The organism is Paraburkholderia caledonica NBRC 102488, from assembly GCF_000685095.1.
GTDB lineage: Bacteria > Pseudomonadota > Gammaproteobacteria > Burkholderiales > Burkholderiaceae > Paraburkholderia > Paraburkholderia caledonica.
The window spans coordinates 88634-114795 of the sequence record NZ_BAYE01000013.1; the positions used below are offsets into that span (position 1 = coordinate 88634).

At 61.2% G+C, this 26162-nt stretch carries 27 protein-coding genes; 13 read left to right on the forward strand and 14 right to left on the reverse strand.

All coding sequences use genetic code 11. From position 1 onward, the window contains the following. Nucleotides 1-186 precede the first annotated feature (186 nt). Nucleotides 187-819: a hypothetical protein gene (locus BCA01S_RS39145; protein ID WP_027779055.1), complete on the reverse strand. Its 633-nt coding sequence runs from the start codon at nt 817-819 to the stop codon at nt 187-189. 225 nt (nt 820-1044) lie between these two features. On the opposite strand from BCA01S_RS39145, the gene BCA01S_RS23725 reads away from it, so the two are divergent. Then, complete coding sequence (locus BCA01S_RS23725; protein WP_027779056.1) at nt 1045-1278, forward strand: DUF2795 domain-containing protein; 234 nt, start codon at nt 1045-1047, stop codon at nt 1276-1278. A 102-nt stretch (nt 1279-1380) separates the two neighbouring features. Here BCA01S_RS23725 and BCA01S_RS23735 read toward each other — a convergent pair whose 3' ends face one another. The 3 genes from BCA01S_RS23735 to BCA01S_RS23750 all read right to left on the reverse strand — a co-directional run bounded on the left by BCA01S_RS23735 (nt 1381) and on the right by BCA01S_RS23750 (nt 4653). After that, nucleotides 1381-2058 carry a hypothetical protein gene (locus tag BCA01S_RS23735; RefSeq protein ID WP_027779057.1) on the reverse strand — a complete coding sequence of 226 codons (678 nt, stop codon included), beginning with the start codon at nt 2056-2058 and terminating at the stop codon, nt 1381-1383. Beyond that, on the reverse strand, nt 2055-3461 hold the full coding sequence (locus BCA01S_RS23740) for a selenium-binding protein SBP56-related protein (protein ID WP_027779058.1): 1407 nt from the start codon (nt 3459-3461) through the stop codon (nt 2055-2057). Before BCA01S_RS23740 ends, BCA01S_RS23735 begins: the two co-directional genes overlap by 4 nt. Before the next feature lie 190 nt (nt 3462-3651). Further along, complete coding sequence (locus BCA01S_RS23750) at nt 3652-4653, reverse strand: sulfonate ABC transporter substrate-binding protein (RefSeq protein WP_027779059.1); 1002 nt, start codon at nt 4651-4653, stop codon at nt 3652-3654. A 311-nt stretch (nt 4654-4964) separates the two neighbouring features. Between BCA01S_RS23750 and BCA01S_RS23755 the strand changes: the two genes are divergently transcribed. Next, nucleotides 4965-5774, forward strand: coding sequence for a hypothetical protein (locus BCA01S_RS23755; protein ID WP_244146031.1), 810 nt, complete (start codon nt 4965-4967; stop codon nt 5772-5774). Between the two features lie 53 nt (nt 5775-5827). On the opposite strand, the gene BCA01S_RS23760 is transcribed toward BCA01S_RS23755, so the two are convergent. Continuing rightward, a complete protein-coding gene (locus BCA01S_RS23760; protein WP_027779061.1) occupies nt 5828-6706 on the reverse strand; it encodes an ATP-grasp fold amidoligase family protein in 879 nt (292 codons plus the stop codon). Nucleotides 6707-7560: 854 nt separating this feature from the next. Between BCA01S_RS23760 and BCA01S_RS23765 the strand changes: the two genes are divergently transcribed. The 7 genes from BCA01S_RS23765 to BCA01S_RS23795 all read left to right on the forward strand — a co-directional run bounded on the left by BCA01S_RS23765 (nt 7561) and on the right by BCA01S_RS23795 (nt 13775). After that, a complete protein-coding gene (locus BCA01S_RS23765) occupies nt 7561-8133 on the forward strand; it encodes a YbhB/YbcL family Raf kinase inhibitor-like protein (RefSeq protein ID WP_027779062.1) in 573 nt (190 codons plus the stop codon). 136 nt (nt 8134-8269) lie between these two features. Beyond that, nucleotides 8270-9268: a bestrophin family protein gene (locus BCA01S_RS23770; protein WP_027779063.1), complete on the forward strand. Its 999-nt coding sequence runs from the start codon at nt 8270-8272 to the stop codon at nt 9266-9268. Between the two features lie 143 nt (nt 9269-9411). Continuing rightward, nucleotides 9412-9891, forward strand: a complete 480-nt coding sequence (locus BCA01S_RS23775) for a carboxymuconolactone decarboxylase family protein (RefSeq protein WP_027779064.1) — start codon at nt 9412-9414, stop codon at nt 9889-9891. A 43-nt stretch (nt 9892-9934) separates the two neighbouring features. Next, on the forward strand, nt 9935-10330 hold the full coding sequence (locus tag BCA01S_RS23780; RefSeq protein ID WP_042319229.1) for a cupin domain-containing protein: 396 nt from the start codon (nt 9935-9937) through the stop codon (nt 10328-10330). Nucleotides 10331-10545: 215 nt separating this feature from the next. Further along, a complete protein-coding gene (locus tag BCA01S_RS23785; protein WP_027779066.1) occupies nt 10546-10995 on the forward strand; it encodes a DUF2231 domain-containing protein in 450 nt (149 codons plus the stop codon). Then, on the forward strand, nt 10988-12307 hold the full coding sequence (locus BCA01S_RS23790; protein ID WP_027779067.1) for a PQQ-dependent sugar dehydrogenase: 1320 nt from the start codon (nt 10988-10990) through the stop codon (nt 12305-12307). The genes BCA01S_RS23785 and BCA01S_RS23790 overlap by 8 nt, the downstream gene beginning before the upstream one ends. 133 nt (nt 12308-12440) lie before the next feature. Continuing rightward, nucleotides 12441-13775: a Gfo/Idh/MocA family protein gene (locus BCA01S_RS23795; RefSeq protein WP_027779068.1), complete on the forward strand. Its 1335-nt coding sequence runs from the start codon at nt 12441-12443 to the stop codon at nt 13773-13775. Between the two features lie 59 nt (nt 13776-13834). On the opposite strand, the gene BCA01S_RS23800 is transcribed toward BCA01S_RS23795, so the two are convergent. The 3 genes from BCA01S_RS23800 to BCA01S_RS23810 are packed head-to-tail and all read right to left on the reverse strand — an operon-like array spanning nt 13835 to nt 16328. After that, a complete protein-coding gene (locus tag BCA01S_RS23800; RefSeq protein ID WP_027779069.1) occupies nt 13835-14641 on the reverse strand; it encodes a MipA/OmpV family protein in 807 nt (268 codons plus the stop codon). Beyond that, nucleotides 14638-15525, reverse strand: coding sequence for an alpha/beta hydrolase (locus BCA01S_RS23805; protein WP_027779070.1), 888 nt, complete (start codon nt 15523-15525; stop codon nt 14638-14640). The genes BCA01S_RS23800 and BCA01S_RS23805 overlap by 4 nt, the downstream gene beginning before the upstream one ends. Next, nucleotides 15522-16328 carry a DUF4118 domain-containing protein gene (locus BCA01S_RS23810; protein WP_027779071.1) on the reverse strand — a complete coding sequence of 269 codons (807 nt, stop codon included), beginning with the start codon at nt 16326-16328 and terminating at the stop codon, nt 15522-15524. The genes BCA01S_RS23805 and BCA01S_RS23810 overlap by 4 nt, the downstream gene beginning before the upstream one ends. A 41-nt stretch (nt 16329-16369) precedes the next feature. On the opposite strand from BCA01S_RS23810, the gene BCA01S_RS38075 reads away from it, so the two are divergent. Continuing rightward, nucleotides 16370-16684 (forward strand): hypothetical protein, encoded by a 315-nt coding sequence (locus tag BCA01S_RS38075; RefSeq protein WP_146221155.1) that lies wholly within the window; start codon nt 16370-16372, stop codon nt 16682-16684. Between the two features lie 94 nt (nt 16685-16778). Here the strand turns inward: BCA01S_RS38075 and BCA01S_RS23815 are convergent, their stop codons facing one another. Next, the gene (locus BCA01S_RS23815; RefSeq protein ID WP_027779072.1) at nt 16779-17468 is read right to left on the reverse strand and encodes a phosphatase PAP2 family protein; all 690 of its coding nucleotides are present in this window, start codon (nt 17466-17468) and stop codon (nt 16779-16781) included. A gap of 637 nt (nt 17469-18105) precedes the next feature. On the opposite strand from BCA01S_RS23815, the gene BCA01S_RS23820 reads away from it, so the two are divergent. Next, complete coding sequence (locus BCA01S_RS23820) at nt 18106-18753, forward strand: cysteine hydrolase family protein (protein WP_027779073.1); 648 nt, start codon at nt 18106-18108, stop codon at nt 18751-18753. 52 nt (nt 18754-18805) lie between these two features. On the opposite strand, the gene BCA01S_RS23825 is transcribed toward BCA01S_RS23820, so the two are convergent. Both BCA01S_RS23825 and BCA01S_RS37295 read right to left on the reverse strand, forming a co-directional pair. Beyond that, complete coding sequence (locus BCA01S_RS23825) at nt 18806-19615, reverse strand: alpha/beta fold hydrolase (protein WP_027779074.1); 810 nt, start codon at nt 19613-19615, stop codon at nt 18806-18808. 162 nt (nt 19616-19777) lie between these two features. Beyond that, on the reverse strand, nt 19778-19915 hold the full coding sequence (locus BCA01S_RS37295) for a DUF3563 family protein (RefSeq protein WP_020067775.1): 138 nt from the start codon (nt 19913-19915) through the stop codon (nt 19778-19780). Between the two features lie 490 nt (nt 19916-20405). Here BCA01S_RS37295 and BCA01S_RS23840 point away from each other — a divergent pair, with 490 nt between their 5' ends. Then, on the forward strand, nt 20406-20714 hold the full coding sequence (locus BCA01S_RS23840; RefSeq protein WP_027779075.1) for a DUF4148 domain-containing protein: 309 nt from the start codon (nt 20406-20408) through the stop codon (nt 20712-20714). Nucleotides 20715-20717: 3 nt separating this feature from the next. Here the strand turns inward: BCA01S_RS23840 and BCA01S_RS23845 are convergent, their stop codons facing one another. Next, the gene (locus BCA01S_RS23845; RefSeq protein WP_027779076.1) at nt 20718-22826 is read right to left on the reverse strand and encodes an acetate--CoA ligase family protein; all 2109 of its coding nucleotides are present in this window, start codon (nt 22824-22826) and stop codon (nt 20718-20720) included. A 17-nt stretch (nt 22827-22843) separates the two neighbouring features. After that, nucleotides 22844-23626 (reverse strand): enoyl-CoA hydratase/isomerase family protein, encoded by a 783-nt coding sequence (locus BCA01S_RS23850; RefSeq protein ID WP_027779077.1) that lies wholly within the window; start codon nt 23624-23626, stop codon nt 22844-22846. A gap of 247 nt (nt 23627-23873) precedes the next feature. Between BCA01S_RS23850 and BCA01S_RS23860 the strand changes: the two genes are divergently transcribed. Continuing rightward, nucleotides 23874-25208 carry an MFS transporter gene (locus tag BCA01S_RS23860; protein ID WP_156955079.1) on the forward strand — a complete coding sequence of 445 codons (1335 nt, stop codon included), beginning with the start codon at nt 23874-23876 and terminating at the stop codon, nt 25206-25208. Nucleotides 25209-25226: 18 nt separating this feature from the next. Here BCA01S_RS23860 and BCA01S_RS23865 read toward each other — a convergent pair whose 3' ends face one another. Further along, nucleotides 25227-26015 (reverse strand): IclR family transcriptional regulator, encoded by a 789-nt coding sequence (locus tag BCA01S_RS23865; RefSeq protein WP_027779080.1) that lies wholly within the window; start codon nt 26013-26015, stop codon nt 25227-25229. Between the last annotated feature and the right edge of the window lie 147 nt (nt 26016-26162).

Sequence of the window (26162 nt, forward strand, 5' to 3'; positions counted from 1 at the left end):
AGCACGGAACGTGATGGTAGAAGTAGTTGAGGTTCTGATCGACCCAATAGTTTTCCCTTGCCATCACGAGTTCGCGCCTGAACGTGTCGATGTCCGTGCAGGCAGGCGGCGCCGAGATCGCGCCATAAATGGCCGCGTGCGGTCCCCACGTGCTCGTGGTCGGATAGGTCGACCAGTTCGTGCTCGTCATGCCCGGCACGAGCGACGCCTGCACACTGTTCTTGCGTCCCTGAAAAGCCACAGGTTTTCATTGAGCAACGCCACGCGGTCGCCGCACGCGCTCGCCGACCCGCTTGCGGTCTGGTGGTCTGAAGCCCGCGTGGCCCCGAGCATCGCGAGCGCGGTTACGCCCGAGTGGTTCAGCGGGTTCGTCGCAAAGTTTTCGGCGCCGGTCGTGACGTAGCAGGCGTCGTCCGCGGGCGCGATGAGCGAGCCGTCCGCTGCGACATTCGACGCAGTGAGCCCGCCCGCCGTCTGCGCATCGACGACCACCGCGCTCGAATACGGCGTGATGACCATCGTCGACGGCTCGGCGAGAAACACCGCGGACAACACGGATTGTCCGACCGGTGCGCGCACGCCGGTCGCTTCCTCGGTGTAGCTGCCGCCGGTCGATTGCGCGAGCAGCGGCCAGCGCGAGGCGCGCGGCAACACGAAGTGGCCGTCGGCGTCGGTGACGACAATCGGGAGCGGTGTCGCTGCCGCATGCCCGTTTGCGTCGACGGCGTAGGCGGGAAACTGTCGCCCCGCAAACTGTCCCGAGACAGACGCTGCCGCTGATCGAAGGCTGCGGGCAGGCAGTACTGCCGCAGCCGGCAAGGGCGACTGGCAGCAGCGGGAGCAGGGTGAGGAGGGTGAGGAGGGCGGTAAAAGCGCCCGAAGCGCGCGGGAAATACATTGTTGTCTCTCAGCTTCTCGTGAATCTGTGTTGGAACGTCATCAAGAGCAACGCAGCTTACAAAGCAACTTGACGCAGAGTGACGAGCGCGGCACACGTTATGCGAACCATCGGAGGAAGCTTTCTCAACCGGCAAGGAGATGAAAATGGCTCAGCATCTGGCTCGTTCGCAGAACCACCGCCATCCGGACCAACCGCGAATGGAAGAGATCACGCGCGCGCTCGAAGGAGCCGCGTTTCCCTCTACGCGTGACAAACTGGTCGATTATGCAGAGCGCAAGGGCGCCGACGGCGAGGTCCTGGCCGTGCTTAGGAGAATGGGCGACCGCCATTTCGACAGCGTCTCGGCTGTCGTTCGCGAGGCATCGAACGTCGAGTAGCGCTGCTGGCATGTCTTTAGAGATCGCGGCGGCTCGTGCAGGCCTTGCGCGCAATGACATGAACAGCCTGACAGCGCTTTGCGATGTCGAAGCCAGCGGCCATCAAGACCCGCGTAAATCGCCAGAATTGAGCACCAGCGCAAGCGTGCCGACCACGATGAAACTAAACGCCCACACGGCGTCAAGGTTGAACCAGCTGCGCGACACGAACTTGAGCCCTAGATAGCGATACACGAGCCACGCGATCAGTCCGCCGGCGAGCACCATGGCCGCGGCATGCACGCCGGATACCAGCAGCGCCATGCCGAGCCGCGCTTCTATCAATGTCTGCGCCGCCTGGTGCGCCCGGTCGGCATCGTCGGCGCGGCAAAGGCCCAGGTAGATCGGCACGAGCATCAACCCGGCACCGTGCGCAATCGCTATGGCGAACGACCACAGCGCAAGCCGCGATGGCGCGATCCGGGCGAGCACACGCGGGTGCCGTCGCCAGAGCAGCAGGACAACGCCGAAGCCGATCACGAGCACGCTCGCGCCAGTCTGGATCTCGCGCTGCCACGCAAACACGACGGCGAGCATGGCAAACGGCATCACCATCAGAAAGATGGCCAGCACATGTCCGGCCGCCAGATAGAAAAGAGCGGTAAAAAGCGCACGCGAGCGCCGTTGCATCAGAGCGTTCGACACCGCAAGCGGCCATCCCATCGCCGGGTTGGCGCCGTGATAGCAACCGCTTGCGACGACCGCGAGCCAGAGGCCGGTCTGCGACCAGCCGCCGCTCAAATGCCCACCGACGGGTAGCAGAACGAATCCGTCGAGCAGTCCCCCCCTTCCAGGCGAATCTGGTGCGCGCGGTAGCCATCGGGAAACTTCACCCAGAAGTCGTCGGCGAGTGTCAGGCCGCCGCCAGGATCGGCATGCGCCATGACTTGCGCCGCGGGCACGCCGTTCGGATAGAACTGGTTGTCCCACGTCGAGTACAGCGAGTTGGTCCAGTACACGCGCTTGCCGTCGCGGCTGATCTCGACCATCTGCGGGCCGCCTGCAAACGCCTCGCCGTTCGGGTGCGGCGTGCGCCGCACGATCCCGCCGAGATGAACCGAACCGGCGAGCTTCGGCTTGCGCGGCTCGGTCACGTCGTACTGCCGCATTTCGCCGGTGCCCCAGCAGGCAACGTAGAGAAATTTGTCGTCGATGGAAAGATCGATGTCGGTGACGAGCGGCGGCACCGCGCCGAAACCCTGCAGCAACGGCGGCAGCGACGCCGCGTCGGCCGGCTCGGGCGGAATGGTCGCCGTCTTCTCGATGTGGAACTGGCCGCCTTCGCGCCACCATGTCCAGATCGAGCCTTCGAGGTTGGTCGTGTCGACCACCACGCCGATAAAGCCATACTCCCGGCTCGGATCGTGGGCGGGACGCACTTCCAGTGCCATTTGATGATTCGCGCCGAGGTCTATCGTCTGGACATTGCGCCGGGCGCGCAGATCCCAGAAGTGGACTGCGTGGCCGTATTTGTTCGACAGAAGATCCTCGGGCACGATGCCGTTCTCGAACTGCGGCGGCAACGCCCATTCGCTCGACACCATGTAGTCGCGCGGCAGATTCCACCAGAAATCGTAATGTTTCTCCTGCGGTCCGCGATCGATTTCCCAGCGGCCGAGCACGTCGAACGTTTCACAGTCCATGATGAAGATGCCCGGCGGCCCGTCTGTGCCATCCGGCCCCGCGCCACCGAGCGTACTGATGTAAATGCCCTCGGGGCCGCAATGAACCGTGTGCGGACGCGAGTAGCCCGTCTTGCGAAAAATTTCCTCGGGCTCGATGATCTTGTGAATCCGCGCCTGCGTCGGATGCGGCTTCGTATCGACGATGTAAATACGCGACGAGCGCATACCCGGAATAATCAGAAAGCGCCGCTCGAGGAACGCGTGGCCGGTCAGCGGCGACAGCGCCGACGAACACGCATTCCAGCCGAAATGATGGAATTCGTCGCCCTTGTTCGGCACCGGCACTGTGTGGACCACCTGGCTGTAGGTCGGCGAGCCGGGCTTGACGTCGATAACGGCGAGCGCGTCGGGCTGCGAAAAATCGGGGCTGAGCAGGAGCGTGTACGCGTATTCTTCCGCGGGCGCATCCATTGCAAGTTTTGGCGACGCGTGGAACGTGGGATCCGGGCGCATACCCATGACGGCTCTCCTCTGTCTGATCGCGCGCGGGCTTGCCGCCGAGCGCGCTCCGGCTTTAGATGTAGTTCACGGCGGCGCCGAGAGCAACCGGAACTTTCATGGAGCTTGCTGGCGCCGATCTTGCCAGCGCCGTGCGTCGCAGCGCCTTAAGCGCTCCGTCGGTCGCCATCGGGCGTCCGCGCTGTCGTCCTTACGCGAGGTTCGGCGGGCCGGCCCTCAGCACGTCGACGTGTTTGGGGATCAATCCAAGGTCAAGAAACGCATCCGCGATTTGCTGCTGCTCGGCGAGAATGGCGCGAGTGATCCGCTCCGTGCCGAACTGCTGACGTGCCACGACGACATCCACGACCGGTTTCGGCAAGCCCCATAGCTGCGCCAGTTCGCTCGACATCTGATCCTTGTTGAGGCTGCCCCATTGATCGACTTTCTCGATCTCTTCGATCACGATCCGTATCACGTCGGGGTTCTTCGCTGCATAACTCTGCGACGAGAAGTAGTAGCCGCGATTGCCCACGACGCCGCTGGCATCCGCCAGTACCCGCGCACCGAGCGACTTTTGCGCGGCGGCAAAGAAGGGGTCCCAGATCACCCATGCGTCGATGGACGCGCGCTCGAACGCAGCGCGTGCGTCGGCGGGAGCGAGAAAGGCGACGTTCACGTCGGCATACTGCAAGCCATGCTGACGCAGCAGCTTGACGAGAAAATAGTGGACGTTGCTGCCGCGATTAAGCGCAATCTTTTTGCCCTTCAAATCAGCTATCGAACGGATTGGCGAACCCGGTGGCACCAGCACGGCTTCGGATTGCGGTCGCGGAACCGTCGCTGCCACATAGGCGAGCGGCGCGCCGGCCGCCTGCGCAAAGATCGGCGGTGCTTCGCCGACATCGCCGAAGTCAATCGAGCCTACGTTTAGCGCTTCCAGTTGCACGGGGCCCGCAGCGAACTCGGTCCAGCTCACCGATACGTTCAGCGGCGCCAGCCTTTTTTCGAGGGTGCCGCGGCCCTTCAGCAGATTCAGATAACCCTTCTGGTTGCCGATTCGCAAAGCGCGTGGCCCGCGCGCTGGTGCCCCTGGCGCCGGCGCTTGCGCAAGAGCGAGCGGTGCGGCCACTGCGGCTGCCGCGGCTACTGCAGCGCCGGTGGAAAGCTGGAGAAATGCGCGGCGATTGGGGCGTGTCTTTGTCGTGGACATGGCGGTCGGGAAGGTTAGGGATGCATCTGGCGAGCCATCCTACCTGCGGGCGCGAAGTTGACGAACAGATCTTTTGCCGTAAGCAAATGACGACAGCTGGAATAGAGGGGAGCGTTGGATTCCGAAGGGAGCAGTTCCCGGTTGCGGTGAGTCAGACGGCCATTGAACCGCCATATGGCCTACCGCACATAACGCGGCAATCGGCCCATGACAAACTGCAAGGAAGAACCTGGCTATTCCCAGGACGAAACCACCATCCACTCTGCGACCACACTGCATGAGGAGCTATGGAAAGTGCCTCGAATCAGGATTTGGACTCCGTATTGAAGCAGGTGACCGACGAAAGGCTCGACGCATTGAGCGAGGAGATGGACACAGTCGGCATAAGCGCACTTCGGGACGTCCTTTCTCCGGCTGAAATTGCAATGGCGGGCAACTACGTTCAGCGCGAACTGGACAAGCATGAACGCCAGCACTTTATTTACGCCGGACGCCCGTGGCTCGATGCCTCACCGCTCGCGACGTTTGGGCAATCGCCGCATCTGCGGCGCATACTCGCGGGGTTGTACCGGCGAGGCACCGGGCGAGCCGCACCCGATATAGACATCGTTGCCGCGCTTCGCGTGCTGTCGGGCGACCTGGGACTCAAGGCATCCAACCTGTTTCACTACGACACCTATGTCGTCACCGCGCTGTTGCCGCTGATCATTCCGAACGCCCCGAACGAGCCGCGCGGCGATCTCGTGATGTATCCGAACCTGCGCCGGGTGCGGTCTTCATCGGTAATTAACCTGGCCGAAAAAGCACTGGTGCAAAATTCACTGACGCGCTCGGTACTCGCGCGAGAAACGGTGCAGCGTGCGCTCGGCGCACGCATCTTGCGGCTGGAGCCGGGCAATCTGTATTTTTTCTGGGGAATGAGATCGCTCCACGCGAACCAGGCGTGCCTGCCGCACAGCGTGAGATCCACGGTCCTGTTTCATTTTGCCAACCCGCACTCGGGAGGCGCGGTGGACAGACTGCGCGAGTGGGCTCATCACAGGAATTCCGCGCCGTCCGAGCGTGCGAAGCTTCCGCTCACCCAAGCTCCCAATAGTTTCGACGATCAGACTCCCCGATAGTCGCAATGAACCTCGGTCGGTCGTGCGACCGTTTTTCTCAGAGTGAGAAAGCGTTACGTTAGAAGCCGGCCCCACTCGAAATCGACGCGATCGGGCCTCATGGGCACCACGCCAGCGCCTGGCGTGAACGTGAGTTCGCCGAAGTACACTGCATTGCCCGGCGCATACAAGTCGACGCGAACATAGTTGAAGTCTTCGGCCAGTACAGCGGCCATGTCCAGTATCGAATTCAGATTCTCCGGAGGCGGTGGCGGCATCGTGCTACGGGCGTACGGGCCAATGCCCACGTCGAGATGATTCCAGTGAACATCGAATACGTCGCCACGCGTGTTACTGCCGAACCGGTCCGAGATGACGACGATATACATCATCGGTCGTCCCGACTTTCCGCCGAAGCAGTGAACCTTGTAGTCAGCGGGAATCTGGCGATGCTCGTCGAGAAGAAGTTCTTCGAAGAAAATCCGTGGCCGAATCTGCCGGTAGTGACGCTCCCTTGCAATCTGGTAGAAGTCCGTAGACATCCAGCGGTTGGCCAAAGTGCGCAACCCGTCGAAAGTGACTTTCGACTTGTCCTGCACGATCTCCACAAAGCTACTGCCATGATTCGCTTTCATCACAAAGGCGTCGGGCAGTGCATCGAAGACCGACTGCGTGAAATCGTCGGGCGACGAAATCAGTGGGACCAGATGTTGTTCGCCAACTTTCGCCTTGACATAGTCTCTCACGGTCAACTTATCGGTCAACGCGGCATATCGCGGGTCTGGCCGTAAGCTGCGCTGCAGGATTTTCTCGTTGAATGTCGTGGGACGAAACAATCTCGGAAAGCGCCCGATGTGCTTGCGATGCAGAAGGCTGAGGAACAGCGCATCGGGAAGCAACTGTTTTGCGTTGTCCTTCATCAACTGAAGGATCGCACTGGACGGCTGCCACATGGTCTATCTCCGAATATAGGGCACGCAGTTATGAACCATCGCGATAGGTCGGTCAGTGGACGCGACCGGTCGCACGCGCGCACCGACTGTTTCGTTGGGGCCGGCCGCGCGCGATATGTCCATTGCTTTGCCAGGTTTCTGACGGTCGGCAATGGATTAGGTGTCCTGGCATCTAATTGTCATACTCAGACGCCCGCCCGCTCGTGCGGTAGCCAAAGCAGCGGGGTGGTTCAGCATAGCCCGGAGAAGGCCGCTCGAAAGCTAGTGGCGCAAATCGTAGAGATATCGGCTATTTTGGTTGTATGGTTCGCGGAAGGCGGCCGGCGGTCTGGCTTCATTGTTCTCCAGCCGAGTGGCGAGAGAGGCGAGGTTAGCCTGCGCAGAGGTCGAAATGCCGCCGTCGTCAACAATCTGTCATATCCGCTTACGGATACCGAGTTTCAGCCGCTATGGCAGGTGGACTGTGCTCAATATATCCGCCGCGCGGCCTGAAGTCCGTCGCCATGGCACCCTCAGACGTTCCTTGGTCTGAACATTGTTGTCTGGCGCACAACACGGTGATCGCCGCGGGGGCTCTACTGACAACCAAAGCTCGAACCTACAATTCGTCTCGACTAAGGCGCTCCGTGCAATGAGTTAATGGTTGGACTGAGCAGCCCGATATACATGGCTCCATAACGACGAATCGCATCTACGCTCGCGGTTTCTATTCATTAGTAGTCCAGTGGAGTACGTCCGTCGCTCGCCTGGTCAGGCTGAGAGATAAATGTACAACAGCGATCCGCTCGCAACCATCGGCTGATCGAAAGCGCTGACCAAACCCTTTACTTGCCTTCTTGATAACGGAGTTGATCATGAAATTGCGTGCCGCTTTGCGAACCACCGTCTGTTTCGCAACCTTGTTGGCGATCGTGCCGGCCTCCGCGTTTGCCGAGCCGTTTTCAGTGAAGGTCGATGATCTGAATCGAGGGCAATTCGCGAACGAACAGGTGTATGGCGGATTCGGCTGCCGCGGTGAGAACGTCTCCCCACACATCTCGTGGTCACATGTTCCGGCGGGGACGAAAAGCATCGTCGTCACTATTCACGACCCAGATGCGCCCACCGGCGGCCTCGGCTGGACGCATTGGGAAGTAGCCAACATTGCGCCGTCGCAGACGTCGATCGAAAAGGGCGCGTCCGGCAATGCAAACCTGCTGCCGGCGGGTTCTGTGGAAACCCTGACTGACTTCGGCGACTCGAAATACGGTGGACCGTGCCCGCCGCAAGGCGAGTCGCATCGATATGTCGTCACGGTTTCCGCGCTCTCAGTGCCGGGCATCGATGTAAAAGCCGCGTCGAGTCCGGCGCTCGTCGCATACCAGATGCATGGAAAGGTCATTGGGCAGGCGCGCTTCGTCGCGCGATATCGCCGTTCGGTGGAGTGACTGTGTCCTTCAGCTGAAGGTCGTAATACGGTCTTCCGCCATGCTTGTGTCAGTGTCACACGGCGCAAGATCAAACGTCTTGTGAGAGTGCGGTCATTCGACCAGACCTTATTTAATCGAACGTCTCACACACGACATGCACCTTGGTAAATCGTATCGCCTCGCCGAATTCCTTCTCTGGACCCGAAGGCAAATCTACGCACTCGTCATTTGTGGCTCGGTGCCCGTCATTCTCTACAAGTACGCGTCGATGACGTGGCTGTCGGTGCCGTTCACTATCGTCGTACTGCTGGGTACGGCGACGTCGTTTATCGTGGGCTTCAAAAACGTGCAGACGTATAACCGTGCAATGGAGGCACAGGACGTCTGGACGGAAATTGTCGGCGCGAGCCGCAAGTGGGGACAACTGTCGTGCGCGTTTCCCTCTGAACGGAATACCAGCCGCGAGCTGATCTGCCGGCATCTTGCGTGGCTAACCGCATTGCGATACGAACTGCGTAGCCCCCGAATCTGGGAAAGCATGACCCGGCGCTTCAATCTCGAGTACCGGCGTCACTATCATGTTCCCGAATGGGAAACAGCGATCGAAGACGTTCTGAAGAACTATCTTTCCAGCACGGAGAGTACGCGCGCGCTCGCCTCACCGTCGGCGACAACGGCCATATTGAGCATGCAAAGCGATTGCCTTAAGTCACTGCACCTCGCTGGGCATCTGAACCTGTCGTTCTATCTCGAACTTCAGCGGGCGACTGGCGATTTCATCGCGCTTCAGGCGAAAGCCGAGCGCTTGAAAAACTTCCCTTACCCTCGCCAATACGCGACGATCAGCGCGTTGTTCGTGCGGTTTTTCTGCTTTCTGTTCCCGTTCGGCCTGCTGCAGGAATTCGACAAACTCAATAGTGGCGCAAGCGGACTCATGCACGGCAACATGATCTGGCTCGTCGTGCCATGCAGCGTCATGGTTTCGTGGATGTACACGTCGCTCGCGCAGGTGGGCGAAAGCACGGAGAACCCCTTCGAAGGAAGCGCGAACGACGTCCCCATTTCCACGCTGTGCGCCGCGATTGAGCGCGATCTGCGCTGGATGCTCGGGGAGCCGGTCGAACATTCGGCACCGCAGGTCATCGCGCTATAGATTGGTGTCTCACGGGCAACACAGTGAGGCGCTTCGCATGGCTTCCGGCCGTCTGCCGCCAGAACTACGATGGTTGAGTACGGCATATCGCCGGCGCCGGTGCGTGGCTCGTGTGCACCGGTTTCATCCTCGCTGGAGCAACCATGACTCAACGCATCAACTACATGCAGCAATCGCCGGAACTGTTCAAGAAGTTCGTGGCGTTCGGCCTCGCGGTGAAAGAGACTGGCATTGAAACGTCGATCTGCGAACTGGTGTCGCTGCGTGCATCGCAAATGAACGGCTGCGGCTTTTGCGTCGACATGCACGTGAAGGAGGCAAAGATTCACGGCGAGCGCGAACTGCGTTTGCATCATGTCGCCATCTGGCGCGAGTCGGCGCTGTTTTCTCCGCGTGAACGCGCGGCGCTCGCATGGACGGAGATCCTGACGAAGTTGCCGGAAGGCGGCGTACCCGATGACATTTTCGAACGCGTTCTCACTCAGTTCACGGACCAGGAACTGTCGAACCTGACATTTCACGTGATGGCGATCAATGGCTGGAACCGCGTCAATGTGGCTTTCAGAACTGTGCCAGGATCGGCAGACGCGGCGTTCGGACTCGGCAAGGCGAACCTCTCCTGAGCGACGAGTCCAGTCGCGCATCTTCAGCAACACGGAGGACATCATGCCTGAATTCAGAAAGTTTGCGATGATCGCCGCGGCGTGTCTCGCGCAAGCGGCTCACGCCGCGCCCGACGCTGTCGTCACGCCCTTGATGGAGAAGCCGCTAGCGGATTATCCGGGCAAGGAAGCGCTGATGATCACCGTTGTGTATCCGCCGGGCGCCGCCGATCCGGTGCACGTGCATCGCGCGCACGGTTTTATTTACGTGCTCGAAGGCACCATCGTGATGGGTGTGAAGGGCGGCAAGGAAGTCACGCTGACGCCCGGCCAGACTTTCTATGAGGGCCCGAACGACGTGCATACGGTGGGCCGCAACGCCAGCGCCACACAACCAGCGAAGTTTCTCGTGCTGCTGTTGAAGGACCAGAACGCGCCGGTGCTCGTGCCCGTGAAGTGACTCATCGATAGTACTCGCGGCGCGCTCAGCAAAGAGCCGCCGCGGGCCGCAATGACATGGCCTTGCAATTCAACGCGCATCAGTAGATGCGTATCCATGCTTTCCACATGACGCTTGCCGACGTCGCGGGCAATCAGACCGACAGCTAAACGAAGGGTCCGGGCATGGCTAATGCAGCGGCACCCACACCGGTTCTGATACAGAAATGGAAAGCCATGTCCACCACGCCCTCCGTTACCAGACGTCCATCGACGATCGCTCCCGCCATCTTCGAACTGTTCAATCCCATACCCTATGGACTGTTCGTCGGCACCTTGATCTTCGACATCATCTACATGGCGACGCGTAATGTGTTCTGGGGCAAGGGCGCCGGCTGGCTCGTGACGGTGGGCCTCATCATCGCGATCGTTCCGCGCCTTCTCAATCTGGGTCACGTATGGGTGCAGCGACGTCGCCGGGTATCGCGCATCGAAAGATTGGACTTCTGGCTCAATCTGCTTGCGATCGTCGCAGCGGTCATCAATGCATTCGTGCATAGCCGCGACGCCTACGCGATGGTTCCGGAAAACGTGATTCTGTCGGTTATCACGGTCGTGCTGCTGAGCATCGCTCACGTTGCAATGGCAATAGACAGACTCCATCGCGCGGAGGCGACTCATGAATAAGCTCGTCACGACCGGCGCGCTGATCGTCGCCATATCGGCGCTGATGAGTGGATGCAACGAACACGCGCAGTACGATGCGTCGCATCAGGCTGGCGCCAATCCGCCGATGCCGGAGGCGCGCAACTTCTTCGCGCCGCCGATGCAGGTCCCCAGGTACGTGGGTTGGCAGAACGGCGCCACGCCCAAGGTCGCTGACGGCCTGAAGATCGAGAAGATCGCGTCGGGACTCGAGCACCCTCGTCAGGTTTATACGCTTCCGAATGGCGACATTCTCGTGGCGGAATCCAATAGCCCGAACGAAGAGGCCGTTACCACGCCGAAGCAGGTCATCGCGGGACTTATCGAAAGCAAGTCGGGGAAGAAGGCGAAAGGTGCGAATCGCATCACGCTGCTGAGAAAGCCTGCCAATAGCAGCGGCGAATGGGAGCGGCACGTGTTTATCGACAATCTGCACTCGCCATTCGGTATGCAGCTGGTTGGCGACACGCTCTACGTTGCCGATACTGATGCAATCCTGAAGTTTCCGTATAAGGCGGGCGCAACCGGCATTAGTGAGCGCGGCGTCGAGCTTGCCGATCTTCCCAATACGGTCAACCACCACTGGACGAAATCGTTGCTGGCCAGTCGCGATGGCAAGAAGCTGTACGTAGGCGTCGGCTCTAACAGTAACGTCGGAGAGAACGGTCTGGAAGTCGAGTACCGGCGCGCAGACGTACTGGAGGTCGATACGGCTACGGGTGCAAGCCGCATTTACGCAGCGGGCATTCGCAATCCCACGGGGCTGCAATGGGAACCGAAGACGGGACAACTATGGGCCATCGCGAACGAGCGTGACGAGATCGGCGCAGACCTGGTGCCGGATTATCTGACGTCGGTGAAAGAGAACGCCTTTTACGGCTGGCCGTACAGCTATTACGGCCAGCACGTCGATCCTCGCGCTCAACCGCAGCGCCCCGACCTCGTCGCCAAGGCGATTGCGCCGGACTTCGCAATCGGCTCCCATGTCGCGCCGCTGGGACTGACGTTCTATACCGGCAACAACTTGCCGGCGCGGTATCGCGGCGGCGCGTTCATCGGCGAGCACGGCAGTTGGGACCGCTCGCCGTTGAGCGGTTACGTGGTGTCGTACGTGGCGTTCGAGAACGGCAAGCCGGTGAGTGCGCCCAAGGATGTCGTGACAGGTTTTACATCCGCCGACCAGAAGCAGTTGTATGGCGCCCCCGTGGGCGTCGCTCAGGATCGGGACGGTGGCCTCCTGATCGCCGACGACGTCGGCAACGCCATCTGGCGTGTAACCGGTGCAGGCGGCTGATGCACATGTAACGTGGCGCGCCTTCATACGGCCGGGGCGCTTGTCATGCTCGAACAAGCCGAAGTGTGCTGCGACGACAGGCATCGGCATATCGTCTCAAGGCGCGAGATCCATCATTCGTACCGGAGCTTCAATGCCCACTCGCAACCGCACTTCGCATTCTGACCAGCCGACGTCCGACGTACCCACGGAGGCGACTGCGCCTTCAGAAACCGCGCGACGCCTCTTTCTCAGGCGAGGAGGCGCGAGCCTCGCAGCCGCACTCACGGTTGGCTCGACCAGTAGCGTGTTGGCCGCAGGTCCAAACGGTGCCGATACGAATCACGTGAAACTGCCGCTCATTCAGGACCAGGACACCGAGCAAAAGGAAGAAACGCCAGACGCGAACTTGCCGCCTGATGAGCGTGTGGGATATGCCATTGTCGGACTCGGCCGGCTGTCGCTGGACCAGATCCTGCCTGCGCTTGCGCAGTGCAAGTACTCGAAGGTCGCCGCGCTGGTTTCCGGCGACAGGACCAAGGCACTTCGCGTCGCACGCCAGTACGGCGTGCGGGAAGCGGACATTTACGACTATCAGAACTTCGAGCGCCTTGCCGACAACCCGCGCGTACAGGTCGTGTATATCGTGCTGCCGAACGGCATGCATAAAGAGTTCACGCTGCGCTCCGCGAATATCGGCAAGCATGTGTTGTGCGAAAAGCCGATGGCAAACAGCGCGGCGGACTGCGAGGCGATGGTCCGGGCGATGAAACGCGCCAACCGCAAACTCATGATCGCGTATCGCAGCCAGTACGAGCCGATGGATCGCATGATCGTGAAAATGGTGAAGGAAAAGCAGTTGGGGCCATTGCGTGAGTTCGTCGCCGGAAATTCGCAAAACGTCGGCGACCCGGGGCAATGGCGGTTGAAGAAATCACTCGCGGGCGGCGGCGCCATGCCCGACATCGGACTGTACTGCCTCAACGCGGCGCGCTTTCTGTCCAGCGAGGAACCGCTCGAGGTGTTTGCGTCGGTGCACCGGCCGGAAAACGATCCACGCTTCGTCGAAGTGGAGGAATCGGTGCACTTCATTCTGCGCTTTCCGAGCGGATTCACAGCAACGTGCATGTCGAGCTACGCGAGTCACGAGTCGCGTTTGTTCAGGCTACAAGGCTCGAAAGGCTGGGTCGAAATGGATCCGGCATTTGGCTACAACGGCCTGCGGCTGCGCCACGGCATGCTGGTGGAGGGCAAGTCCGCGACAACGGAGTTGCAGATCGATCCGCAGAACCAGTTCGCGCGGGAGATCGATCACATGTCGGTGTGCGTCAAGGACGACATCCAGCCGCATACGCCAGGCGAGGAGGGCTTGCAAGATCAGCGCATCATCGACGCAATCTACGAATCCGCCCGCACCGGGCGCGCGGTCAAGCTTGCGCAACCGTCCGCGCCGACGCGTGGCCCCGAGCCGCAGCAGGAGACGTTCTGACGCGCGCGCGAGTAGAACGGGCTTGCCGCACGCACACCGATATTCGACTCCCGCACGACCTAGAAGCGGTAGTTGAGAGACGCCAGCGTATTCAGTTCGCTGCGGCGCTCAGTGATCGGGCTTGCTGCCGCATAGTGCTGCAGCCGCCCAACGGTGACCGCGACGGAGCCTACCCAGTGCTTCGAGAAGTCGTAGCTGAAGTAGCCGTTCAGATGAATATCCCGAACGCCAGAACCGGTTTTATAGACCGGCAGTCCCGATGCCGCGCTCTGCTGGCTGGATACGCCGAAGAACGTCCGCGTGTAGAGCGCATCGGCCCACGTAAAGCCCGGGCCAATAGAAAAAAGGCCGCTTCCAACAGGCACCGACGCAAGCAGGTCCACCGGAACGGTTTTGCCCTGGCCGTGCCCTGCAATGTCCTGATACAGGGCGACAGAGCCCGTGAACATCCATAGCGTGTAGTCGGCGAACAGCTTGAGTTTCGGGCCGCCATGCACGTTGCCCAGACCGTGCAGGTGCGGATCGTCCTTCTCGTTGCGTGACTGAAAATCGAAACTCAGCGCCGCGCCGACGTGATAGTTCGTACTGCGCAGCGCATTGACGCCCAGCACGTCCGGCCCCTGCGAGAAGACCCGGTCATCGTAGGAAATATCGAGCGAAGGGAATGGGAACACCGTGGTATGCCGCGAGCCGGGCGACTCCGGCGTCACGACGACACCCGGCCCGATCGCCACTTTCCATTTGCTGTCAACCGGGGCCGCTGTTGCGTCGGCCGCGCGTGCGGTCGAAGCGGGCAGGATACCCGCCAGAGTCATTGCGAACGCCGCCGCACCCACGTTTCGATGCGTGAACGTCCGCGCTTTCATGCGTCGTCCTTGCCGATGGCAGCAAGCTGGCGCAAGCGGCGCGCGAGCGCTTTGGATACAACGGGGCTACGCGGTTCGCCAGATCCCGAAGCCGCTTCGCTCTCGCGCAGAAACGATGCCGTTTCGCGCGCAACGATCTCGCGTTCGTTGTCCGATGTGATCATGTGGTACGAATCGTCGAGATAGATGGTGCGCAGAAAACTCGAACCAAGCGCCAACGCCGCGGATTGGGCGGTACGCGGACTCGACGTTTCGTCGTCGATCGCGTGGATGACGAGGCAGTCGTTGCGGATACCACGAATCTGCGAGCGGACGAAGGATGCAAGGCGGCTCGCTTCGTGCAATGCGGGCAGTGCAATCGTCGACGGACCGACTTCGCTGAAATTCGAGCGCTGCATCGAGCGCGCGATCTTTGCACGCAGCGCTTCGTTGCGCAGGCCGTACGGTTCCGACTCGCGATACTGCCAGCGCGAACGCAAGGGCGTGTAGTAAGCCCAGCCGAGGAGAAAGCGGTACCAGGGAATAGCCCAGCCGTTGTAGGCGAGTGTGAGCGACAGCAGCACGACCGCCTGGGCCTGCGGGCGTCGATGGGCGAGTGCGAGCGCGAGCGCCGCGCCCATCGACAGGCCACAGATAGACACCCGGTCGAATCGAGCGGCGAGCGCATCGAATTCGCTTGTTGCGGCGTCGAGCCAGTGTTCCATTGCCTCGCCGCCCATGCCGGCGCTATAGCCGTTGAGCACCGGGGCACACACCGTGAAACCCTCGTCGCGAAGGAACCGCCCGAGGTAGCGCATTTCGAGCGGCGAGCTCGACAGGCCGTGCAGCAATAGCACCGCGTGTCCGCCGCCTTCGAGAAAGATGGACTGCGTTAATGATTTCATGTGTCGGTCGCCACGCGCAGCACGAGGAAATCGCCCGCGTGAGTCGTAAATTGTTCGCAGATGCAGTCGACGACGCGCGCAGTGCCTCCGGCAAGGTTCGAACCGGCGGCGAATCGCACGCGATGTGAACCGGCCGAGAGCCCATTCGAGAGCCGTCGGATATCGTCCGGATCGACTTCGGAGAGGCGGGGCCCCGGCGCGAGATCCGCAGGCAATCCGGCGAAAGTGTGCGATGCGACGGCCAGCGCGGACGCTGTGCCGGCGCCGTTGCGCCGCAGCGGCTCACGTTCGAGTGCCTGAATCAGAATGAATGTCTTGTGATGGTGCGATAGATGCCTGAGGAGCCGGTGCGTTTCGTCAATGGCACGGCGGGCGATCGCGCGCTCGTTGTCATGGCGAAGCAGCATTTCATAGCGCGATTGCGCCACTGCAGCGATCAGTTCGGCGCGAAACTGCACACGCCGCAGTTTTTCGAGCAACGTGATCAGCACGAGCGTGACGACTGGATACGACACGAGCAATAGCAGATCCGCCCGGTCGAAGACTGCGATGGTCACGTAGGGCGGCACGAACAGATAGTCGGCGAGGCCCAATCCCGCCAACATTACGGTCAGCGCCGGAGCAAGGCCGAAGCGGTATTGAACGAGCACCGCCGCAATGCAGAACGCGGTGCCAGGCATGACAGGCCCGAGCAACGGATGAAGCAACATGCGTACTGCGCTCGCGATGGCGAGCGCGGCAGCAGCGGCGAGCCACCGCCGCTTCCCTTGGGGTGCCCAGCAACGGGCGTTACGGACTTTCATATGCTATTAGGGGCCGCGTCGGCTGCGCTGTTGATGTAACGGTGTTTCTGTGCAGCGGGCTGTGTCTCGCCAAAGCCTGCACCATTAGCAGTGCAGGGGATTCGCGTTTCCCGCTGGATTGGTTCGAGGTGTTTCAGACGCTGCTCCCGGTTTCGATCCGTTGGAGCGCATTAGCTAACGGCATCAAGCTTGTCATGCAGAAAATCGAGTTTGTTTCCTGGGCGAAGTCCAAACTGGCGCTTTTGAGTGCGCTTACTCATGTACGGTCCGGAATTCCGGTAAAGCTGCATCTTTGTCAGCCGCTGCGTCTATTCCTGCACCCCAATGGGTTTACGGCTTCGGGCGCAAAAAGTTGAGCTGTGGATAATGCCCGGATGATGTGCAGAAGCTCGCTCTGGCTATTGAGAGGGTTAACCCAAGCGACCATATGGGCAACCCGGCTTGTTCGAACTACTTCAAAAGCAAACGCCCGAGAATCAGGAATTCTTCGAATTGAGTGACCAGCTCAAAACATAAAGCAAATAGGAGCGTATAAGCTGGCCTGGGAGATTTTTGTAGCCATCGCAGTATTGGAACTGCAAAACGGGTTCTAACTGCGTCCCGCGTCATTGTCCAGGTGGTGGCCGCTCCAAAGGCTGCGCCCGCCAGTATGTCCGTTGGATAGTGCCAGCCGAGATAGACGCGCGGCAGGCATATGACGATCGCCGTGTGCAGTAGCGCAAGTACACCGACGGGGCGCCAGACGAGAAAGATGCCGGTGGCGACCGACATCCACAGCATGGCGTGATCACTCGGAAACGAACTCCAGGTCGGTAAAACGGCAGCACCCAGATCATCCGATGGAAATTGCAGGTGCAGCTCCGGGTTATAAACCGGCCGCACCCGGAACGGTAAGAAGTGAGCGACGATTCTGAACGTTGCGAGCGCAAGCAGCGCGCTCAGGATCGTCGCGACGACCATTTCTCGTTCCCATTCTGCCCGCTGACCGGGCTTGAACCAGATCCACCATAACACCGCCACGAGCGCCAAACCTTTGAACGTGTATAGAGCCGCAAGGACTCTGATCGGGTGGTTCAGTATGGGCAGATCTGCAGCAACGCCGGTCAGGAAAGTCTGGATTGCGGTATCGAAGACATTCATCGGCAATCCTCGTAGCCTGTTTGTTATAACCAAAGTTAATTTTGCGCCGGTGGCCGTGCCGTCATGGCCGAAGGGAAGACGTAGCCCCCGCAGTTACGTCCACGATTTATAGGCCTTGTTCTCAATCCGGTATGTGGGAAGAACCACCTACGTTTTCGCACTTGACCTCGCGAGGCACGTTTGTATTGGGCGTGGCGGGCCGCATTACGTGGCAAATGCCCAATGTTCACCGGGAATTTCGGAGCATTGGCTGGGAATTTGCCAGTCCCGTTCAGAAACGAAAACGATGTAACCGTGAAGCCAGCGCGGCCAGGCCCGCCTCGGGCGTTGGCCGCCGCCGGCAGACGTGGACGACCTGCGCACGTTCAGAAACAGACGCACCGGCAGGTCGCGAAAACCGTATTTGCATGCCAGATCCCAATAAGCGCGTGGGAGTCTTAATCATCGCCTTGTTAAAAGCATGCATGCGGAGTCAAGCAGCGGACGCATCGAGCGCCCCGTCATCCGGCGCTCGCGTGGCGAACCTGGATGCCGCATCAATGCGTCGTTGCTTTCCAGGCCTTCGTTTCCTAATCTGGTCGGGAGGCTCCGGTCGGACAGGTCGGTGAGCCGTCACGCGTTTTCCTGGAGGTCCGAAGTGTCCTTTGATCGTACGGAGACAGCCGTAGTATTCATCGACCCGCAAGTCGATGTCCTGAGCAAGTCGGGCAAGAATTGGGGCGCGGTGGGAGCAAGCGTGACGGAGAACAGGACGGTCGAAAACATGCTGCGAATCTTCAAGGCGGCAAAGACCGCGAGATTCCCCGTCTTTATATCGCCACATTACTTTTTCCCGACCGATCGCCTGTGGAAATTCAACGGGCCGTTGGAGTCCGACGAATTCGCTACCGGCACGTTTGCGCGTAGCGGTCAGTTGAATCTCGAAGGTTTCGAGGGATCAGGCGCTGACTGGCTCGACGAATTCAAGCCTTACATCAACGACGGCGAGACGGTTGTTGTGAGCCCGCATAAGGTCTTCGGACCGCAAACCAACGATCTCGTCCTTCAACTGCGCAAGCGTGGCGTGAGCAAGGTGGTACTGGGAGGCATGCTCGCGAATATGTGCGTGGAATCGCATCTGCGCGACCTGCTCGAACAGGGATTCGAGGTTCACGTCGTGAGCGATGCGACTGCGGGACCACGTCACCCCGTTTGGGGCGATGGATATAAAGCGGCAATGGTCAACTACGCGTTTCTCGCGCACGGCGTGGTGACGACCGACGAAGTTGTCGCTTCAATGCAATGACGCACACGTAACCAGCATTTTCCGAACGAACTGCCGTTCGCCTGCTGCCTCATCAATGCGCCGCTTCCGACTCGGCGATATGCCGCGCGATCGTCGCATTGACCTGGTCGGCGTGCGTGAGTGGCCCCATGTGTCCCGCGCCCTCCACGATTGCAAGGCGTGCGGCAGGCAGCAGCATGGGCAGCCGCTCGGCGATCGCCCGTGTCGGAACGGGCGCATGTTCGCCGCGCATGATGAGCGCCGGCACACGCAGGCTCGTGTAAGCGCTGGCGGGCGTGCGTTCGTCGAGAAGTGCGCGAAAGTCGAGCGGCGCCTTCGGCGCCCAGCGCGTGAGCGCGGCCTGCACCGAGGGCCGCAGCGCTTCCCATGCGCCGCGGCCACTCCAGTAGTCGACGAACGAAGCCGCCGCACCGCGATAGTCGCCGCAGCTGACTCCGTCGGTGGTGCGCTTCGAGATCGCGACGATTTCCGACAGCGCTTCGACTCCGTAGGTGCCCATCGCCTTCAGCAGGTGAAAAGCCGACGGTTCGTACAGCGTCAGGCTCGCAATGCGCTCGGGCCGCTCGACGGCCGCGCGCAACGCCACGCCACCGCCATACGAGTGGCCAACGAGATGCACCTTGCCACAGGCGGCGTCGATGATGCCTATCGTCCTCGCCGCCTCGTCGGCAAGCGTGAACGCGCGCTCGCCGCTCCACGGGCCGGTGCTGTCGCAGCCGTAGTGCTCCGGCGCGACGAACGCATGGTGCGAGCCGAGCGCCTCGCCGAGCTTGCGCCATTGCGTCGCTCCGGAGCCGGAGCAATGCAGAGCGATGACGGTCGTTGGAGATGAGCAGACTTGCGATGCGATGGCGTTATTCATGTCGTTCCTGGGAGTCGGGTAGCCGAGGAGTCGGGAGCACGGACGCCGTGCCGGGGAGTCTCTACTATCGGTGCGCCGCCGCCGCCTGGCTATGCTCGAGACGCCGGAAGATTTGCTCTGCCATCCGAACTGATTGCCAGGCAGCGCGCCCGTTGAGCAACTTCAACCGTCGATGTCGAGCGACTGCATGCGACGTTCAAGCTCGCACATGTCCACGGCAGAAGCGAGGTACGCGTCTCGACGGCTGTGTTCAGCGCGGTCAAGCAGTTCTTGCAGCAAGAGAAACAGATAGATGAACATGATGTCCTCCGGTCGACGACCTGGTCGATTAAGTACCAGCGCGAACGGGGCGCGACGCAACGGCATCCGGTTGGATGTACGGTGGCTTGCGCTACGGCTGGACGCTGTGTATTGCAGAGTCCATGCCATCTCGCTGCAAGCCTTGTATAGCGGCGATTCGGACAATGCCGGGCGCGGCGAATTCGATAAACTGTCGTAGCGTCGCCAACACGGTTCACGCGGAAGTCGGCATGACACGAACACCCGTTTGTTATGGCCGGAAATGTGAGGAGCGCAGCTTGAGAACACCGGGCGTGCGAATTGCTCGTGGTTTCTGTCGCCTCCGTGAGGCGGCGTTATCGCACAACAACGCAGCCGGCGAAGCTATTAAAACTTCAAGCTCCGGCAGAATAACGGAATCATCACTCGAAAGATGAACAACCCAAGTAGACGCGCCAGCCGCGTCGGCATGGCGTCGCCGCTGACACGCTTGCACCGAAGGACACGCACCATGAGCAGACTGCTGACAAACTGGTCGACGCTTTTCGCCGTGGCGATGCTGGTCGCCGGTTGCGTGGCGCCCGTCATGCCCTACACCGGGCCGCACCTCACCCCGACGGAGTGCCGCGACCTCGCGGCACTGAGAACAAACGCGCCGCCGACCATGGCGCAACACCAGAGCGAACTCGGTGCCCTGAGAAAAGCGGGCTACGACCCGTCTCCATGGTATGACCCGTACTATCCGGACGACCTCCAGGCGGCGCAGCGCCTGGTCGACTACTGGTTCCAGACCGAGTGCCAGCGGCCTCAGTCCGGCTGATCGTCATTCAACAGCGGTCGATGCGAGCACGGCAACGCCGTCAGCCGCTCGAACGCCCAGGCCGGCTGGCAGCACGAAAAGCGGATTGATCTCTGCTTCGACAATACGCTCGCCAAGCCGTAACGCCATTCGGGCAAAAGCGACCATCGCGCTCACGAGCGCATCGACATCGGCGCGCGGCCGCCCACGATACCCGTTGAGCAGCGGCCACGTTTTCAATTCATGAATCATCTCCAGTGCGTCATCGCGCGAGAACGGGGCGTCGGCGCAGAGGAGTCGCATTGTCGTGTCCTTGAACAATTCCGCCGTGACTCCGCCCATGCCGAGCAGCAACGCTGTACCCAACGGGTCTCGATGAAGGCCGAGAATAAGTTCCGTTCCGCCGCTCACCATTTCCTGAACGAGAAACGCATTCGCAGGTACACCGGTCGCGGTTTCAACATCGTCGCGCATACGGTTCAGACGCGCCCCGATGCTGTCAGCGGTGAGCCCAACGGCTACGCCGCCAACATCGCTCTTGTGCGTGATGGCGTTCGACAGCAGCTTGAGCACGACTTTCCCGCCCAGCTCGCGAGCGGCGCTCGCGGCTTCATCCGTGTCTGTGACGACACGCTCGCGTACCACGGGCACTCCGAAGCGGGCAAAGAGCGCTTTCGCCTGCGCTTCGTTTAAAGACCCAGCAGGCAGATCGCTTAGGTCGATCTCCGCTTCGGCGTGGCGGTCGCCCACATTCACCGTGGGTTGCCTGAATTTGCCGTGCTGCCACATTGCAGCGAGTGCGCTCGTCACGCTTTCGGGCGACGGGAACGCCGGCACTCCCTGCTCGTTGAGCAACCGCGTGATCTCCGGCGCGTGCGGACTCACGAAAGCCATGACGGGCTTGTCGCTTCCGGGCAGCGAATCGCGGATCGCGCCGGCCATCAGGTCAGGCATAGCAAGACCGGACGATCCAACGATCACCGCGACCGCGTCGTAAGTCGGACTGTCGAGCAGCGTGCCGATCGCACCACGCAGCAGCGCCGGCTGCAGGCCCGCAAGCGTCACGTCGATCGGGTTGCGGTCGAGCACCGCGTGATCGCCGGTCTGCAGCGCGCGCAGCTTCGCAGCGGTCGCTCCGTCGGGAGGCGGGGTCTCGAAGCTGGCCATGCCAAGACTATCGGTAACGAGCGTGCCCGCACCGCCGGTCGAGGTCAGAATCGCGATTCTCCGCCCGGCGAGCTTGCGACGCGTGGCGAGCGCATGTGGAACGTCGAGCAGATCGGAAAACGTCTGGGCGCGAATCACGCCGATCTGGCTGAAGAGCGCGTCATACATCCGGTCCGAGCCGGCTAGCGCTCCCGTGTGCGAGACCGCCGACCGTGCGCCCGATTCGGAGCGCCCGATCTTGAACACCACGACCGGCTTGCCTGCTGCCGCAGCCCGTAAGGCCGCGCGCCTGAACCGCTCCGGATGACGAAGCCCTTCCATGTAGAGTGCGATCACCGAAGTCGAATCATCGTCGACGAGATAGTCGACAAAGTCGGCCATGTCGAGATCGGCCTCGTTGCTCGTGGACACGAGCTTCGACAAACCAATACCGCGTGCCGCCGCTCGCGACAGCAGCGAGCCAAGAATCCCTCCGCTTTGCGACACCACGCCGATTCCGCCGACGGTGAACGCGTCGGTCTCGAGCGCTCCGCTTGCTGAGAGCGTGATGCGGTCGGTGAGGTTGACGAGCCCGATCGTATTCGGACCGAGCACGCGCATGGAGCCTGCCGCCTCGATCAATTGCGCCTGACGCTTTGCGCCTTCCTCGCCGATTTCCGCATAGCCACTGGCCAGCACGATCGCGGCGGCCGTCCCGCGGCTTGAAAGATCGCGGATCGCAAGGTGGGCGCGCTCGGCGCCGAGCAGCACGATGCCGACATCGGGCGCCTGCGGCAGCGACGCTACGTCGGGATAGCAGGCCAGGCCGTCGATCGACTCATAACGCGGATTGACAGGGTAGATGTCGCCGTCGAAGCCGTGCTTCCTGAGGTAAGCCACCGGGCGGCCCGAGGTCTTGGCGGTGTCCGCCGATGCGCCGATCACGGCGACGCTCGCCGGGCGCATCAATTTTGAAATTGGGTTCATGTCGATTTCCTTCGCGCTCACCTGGCTTTGTTCAGGAACGCGAGCACCGAGTCGCGATGTTCACTGCTTGTATAGCAAACCGCCTGTGCCTGGCTGCCTTGTGCAAACACCTGATGCGCGGACAATTCGTAGCTCTGGTTGAGGATGGTCTTGCCGAGCGCGAGCGCCGTGGCCGAACCCCGGCTCAATTCGACGGCCCACGCATGAGCGTCGGCGATGAGCGAATCCGGCGCGCTCAGGCGATCCGCGATGCCGATGTCCAGCGCTTCCTTTGCATCCACCTTGCGCCCGCTGAAGATCAGGTCCTTTGCCCGCGCGAGGCCGACCCGTCGCGGCAGGAAGTACATGCCGCCGCCGTCGGGAATCAGCCCTCGCTTGATATAGCTCCACGTGAAGCTCGCTTCGTGCGACGCGAGGATAAAGTCACACGAGAGCGCCATATCGGCGCCCAGACCCGCCGCTGCGCCGTTCACTGCCGCAATGGTCGGTTTGGGCATCGAATAAAGCAGATTGACCGTGTGATGAACGATTTGCTGACGCGACCAGCCATTGAACGCAACCTCGCCGGCAGGTGCTTCCATGCGTTGCGCCATGCCGCCGACGTCGCCGCCCGCGCAGAATCCGTTGCCGTTGCCGGTCAACACCACAGCGCGCACGTTACGGTCGCGCGACACGGACTCCAGCACCGCGATCAGTTCGGCACGCATTTCGTTGGTGATGGCGTTACGCTTTTCGGGGCGATTGAGCGCGATCGTGGCGACCTGCGACTCGATAGTGACTTGAATAGTGGATGTGCTCATGCGTGTCTCGACGATTGAATTGGAGCCGACCGATCAGGTCAGTCTGCCAATGCAGCTTAGCCTCACCCGCCGCGTGAGGCACCCCATCAATTCCACTCTGTGGAACGGCATGTGCTTTTCGGTGGAGCACGCCAATTCCACTGCATGGAATTGGCAGATTGTCATCGCGCGCTCGGCGTCGATAATGAATTCCAACGCAGGACACTTGCCATGACGATCCTGCGGCCCATACAAGCCTGGAGACATGATGCACGCAGCCCGTTCCAATCCCATCGACGTAAGCGCCGTCGCCCCGCCGCAGACAGAGGCTGTCTACCGCAAGGTCACCTCGCGGCTGCTGCCGTTCCTGTTTGTTTGCTACGTCTTTGCGTACCTGGATCGCGCAAACATCGGCTTTGCGCATTTGCAGTTCTCGCGCGACATTGGTCTTTCCGACGCCGCATTCGGTCTGGGCGTGGGGCTCTTCTACGTGGGCTACATGCTCTTCGAGGTGCCGAGCAACCTGTGGCTTGCGCGCGTCGGCGTGAGAAAAACGCTCATGCGGATCATGGCGCTGTGGGGCATCGTCTCGGCGGGCACCGCGTTCGTACAGACGCCCACGCAGTTCTACATCGCGCGCGTGTTGTTGGGCGCAGCCGAAGCAGGGTTCTTTCCGGGCGTCATTCTGTACTTCACCTACTGGTTTCCGGCTGCTCGCCGCGCGCGCGTCACGTCGATCTTCATGACGGCAATCTGCGTATCCGGCATTGTCAGTGGGCCCGTGTCGGGATGGATTCTCAACAGCATGTCAGGCTTACTCGGCTACAACGGCTGGCAATGGCTGTTCCTTCTCGAAGGACTTCCGTCCGTGATCGCCGGTGTCTTTGCGTATGTTTATCTGACGGACCGCCCCGAGCAGGCGACCTGGCTCACCGACGACGAAAAGGCTCTGCTGCTGGCAGAACTCAGTCGCGACGCGCAAACGAAGGCCGCACGCGCTCATGGTTCGATCTGGATCGCGCTGAAGGAACCAAAATTCTATTTCTTGACCTTCGCCTATTTCAGCGTGCCGTGGGCAAGCATCGTCGTGCACATCTGGGCACCGAGCGTGATCCAGAAAAGCGGCGTAGCGAACTACTGGCACATTGGACTTCTTTCCGCGATTCCGTATGTGGTCGGCGCAATCGCGATGTATCTGCTCGGCCGGAACTCGGATCGTATGCTGGAGCGGCGCTGGCATTTCATGGCAAGTGCATTGATGGCCGCACTGGGTGTCGCGCTCCTGCCGGCGGCGGCGAATCACGCAGGCATTCTGGTGGCACTGCTTTGCGTCGCGACCGCGGGTTATCTCGGCATGCTGTCGCTCTTCTGGACCATCCCGCCCGCGTACCTGTCGAGCACCGCCGCCGCGAGCGGTATCGGACTCATTAGCAGCCTCGGCCAGTTCGGCGGGATTTCGGCGCCCTCGGTGATCGGCTATGCATCGACGCACTTCGGCAGCAGCACTATGGGTCTCTATGCGGTCGCGGTCGTCTCGATTCTCGGCGGCCTTGCAGTGGTGCTGGGTATTCCAGCGCGCGCGATCAGTGAGCGCCGCGAATGAAATCGATGCTTGCGGTTTTCAATCTTCGAGGCGCGCGCATGCGGTTGTTATCTCGTCGCGCAGACGCAGTAGGGGCGTAGCTAATTCGCTCACCACGCTGTCGCTCGACGCGGCCGTGCGGACGCTGAAGTTGAGGACCAGCAACCGGTGTCCGGGAATGGCGAGCGGGGTTGCGAGGGCGATCACTTCTGGCTGCCAGCTTGCGACGCAACAGCCGTTGGTGTGCACATCGTGCACGGCCTGTGCGATCTCTTTTGCGAGGCGCTCCCAGCCGCTCCGCCCGCGTCGTTTGAATGCATCCATCAGACGGGCGAATTCGGCCTGCGGCTGCATCGCGAGATAGGCGCGGCCGAGCGACGTCAGCTCCATCGGCACCCGTTGTCCCGAGACGATGGTACGTAATGACGCTCGCTGGTTATAGCGAATGGACTCGAGGTAGACCATCTCTTCACGGTCGGCGCCCGCGATTCCGACATTGATATGCCTGGTCTGGGCAGTGTCGCGGATGAGCGGCCCAGCGGCATTGAGAACCGTAGATCCGCTGCGCAGCGCCTGCGCGAGACTGAGCACCGGCAGCCCCAGTCTGTATGCCCTGCGCGCGGAGTCGTGTTCGAGATAACCGGCTTCCACGAGCGTTCGCGTGAGGCGGCTCACTGTCGCCTTCGGCAAGCCCGTGCGTTCCGCAAGATCGCCGTTGCCCAGAAGCGTCGCACCCGGACCGAACGCGCGCAGCAACTCGAGCCCGCGTTCGAGCGATCGATTCGATGGAGACGCGCCCCGTTCCGGTTGTTGATTCTTGTTCGCCATAGACAGAGAGGTGTCGTGCTGAATGTTAAGAGGCTGAATATCGATGCACGCATCAGCGTGTATCAAAGCACATGAAGTACATCGTAGCGCCGCGGCCCGGTCTGCGGATCATTGTGGGCGCCTGGCGTCTGGAACGGAAGCAGGGCG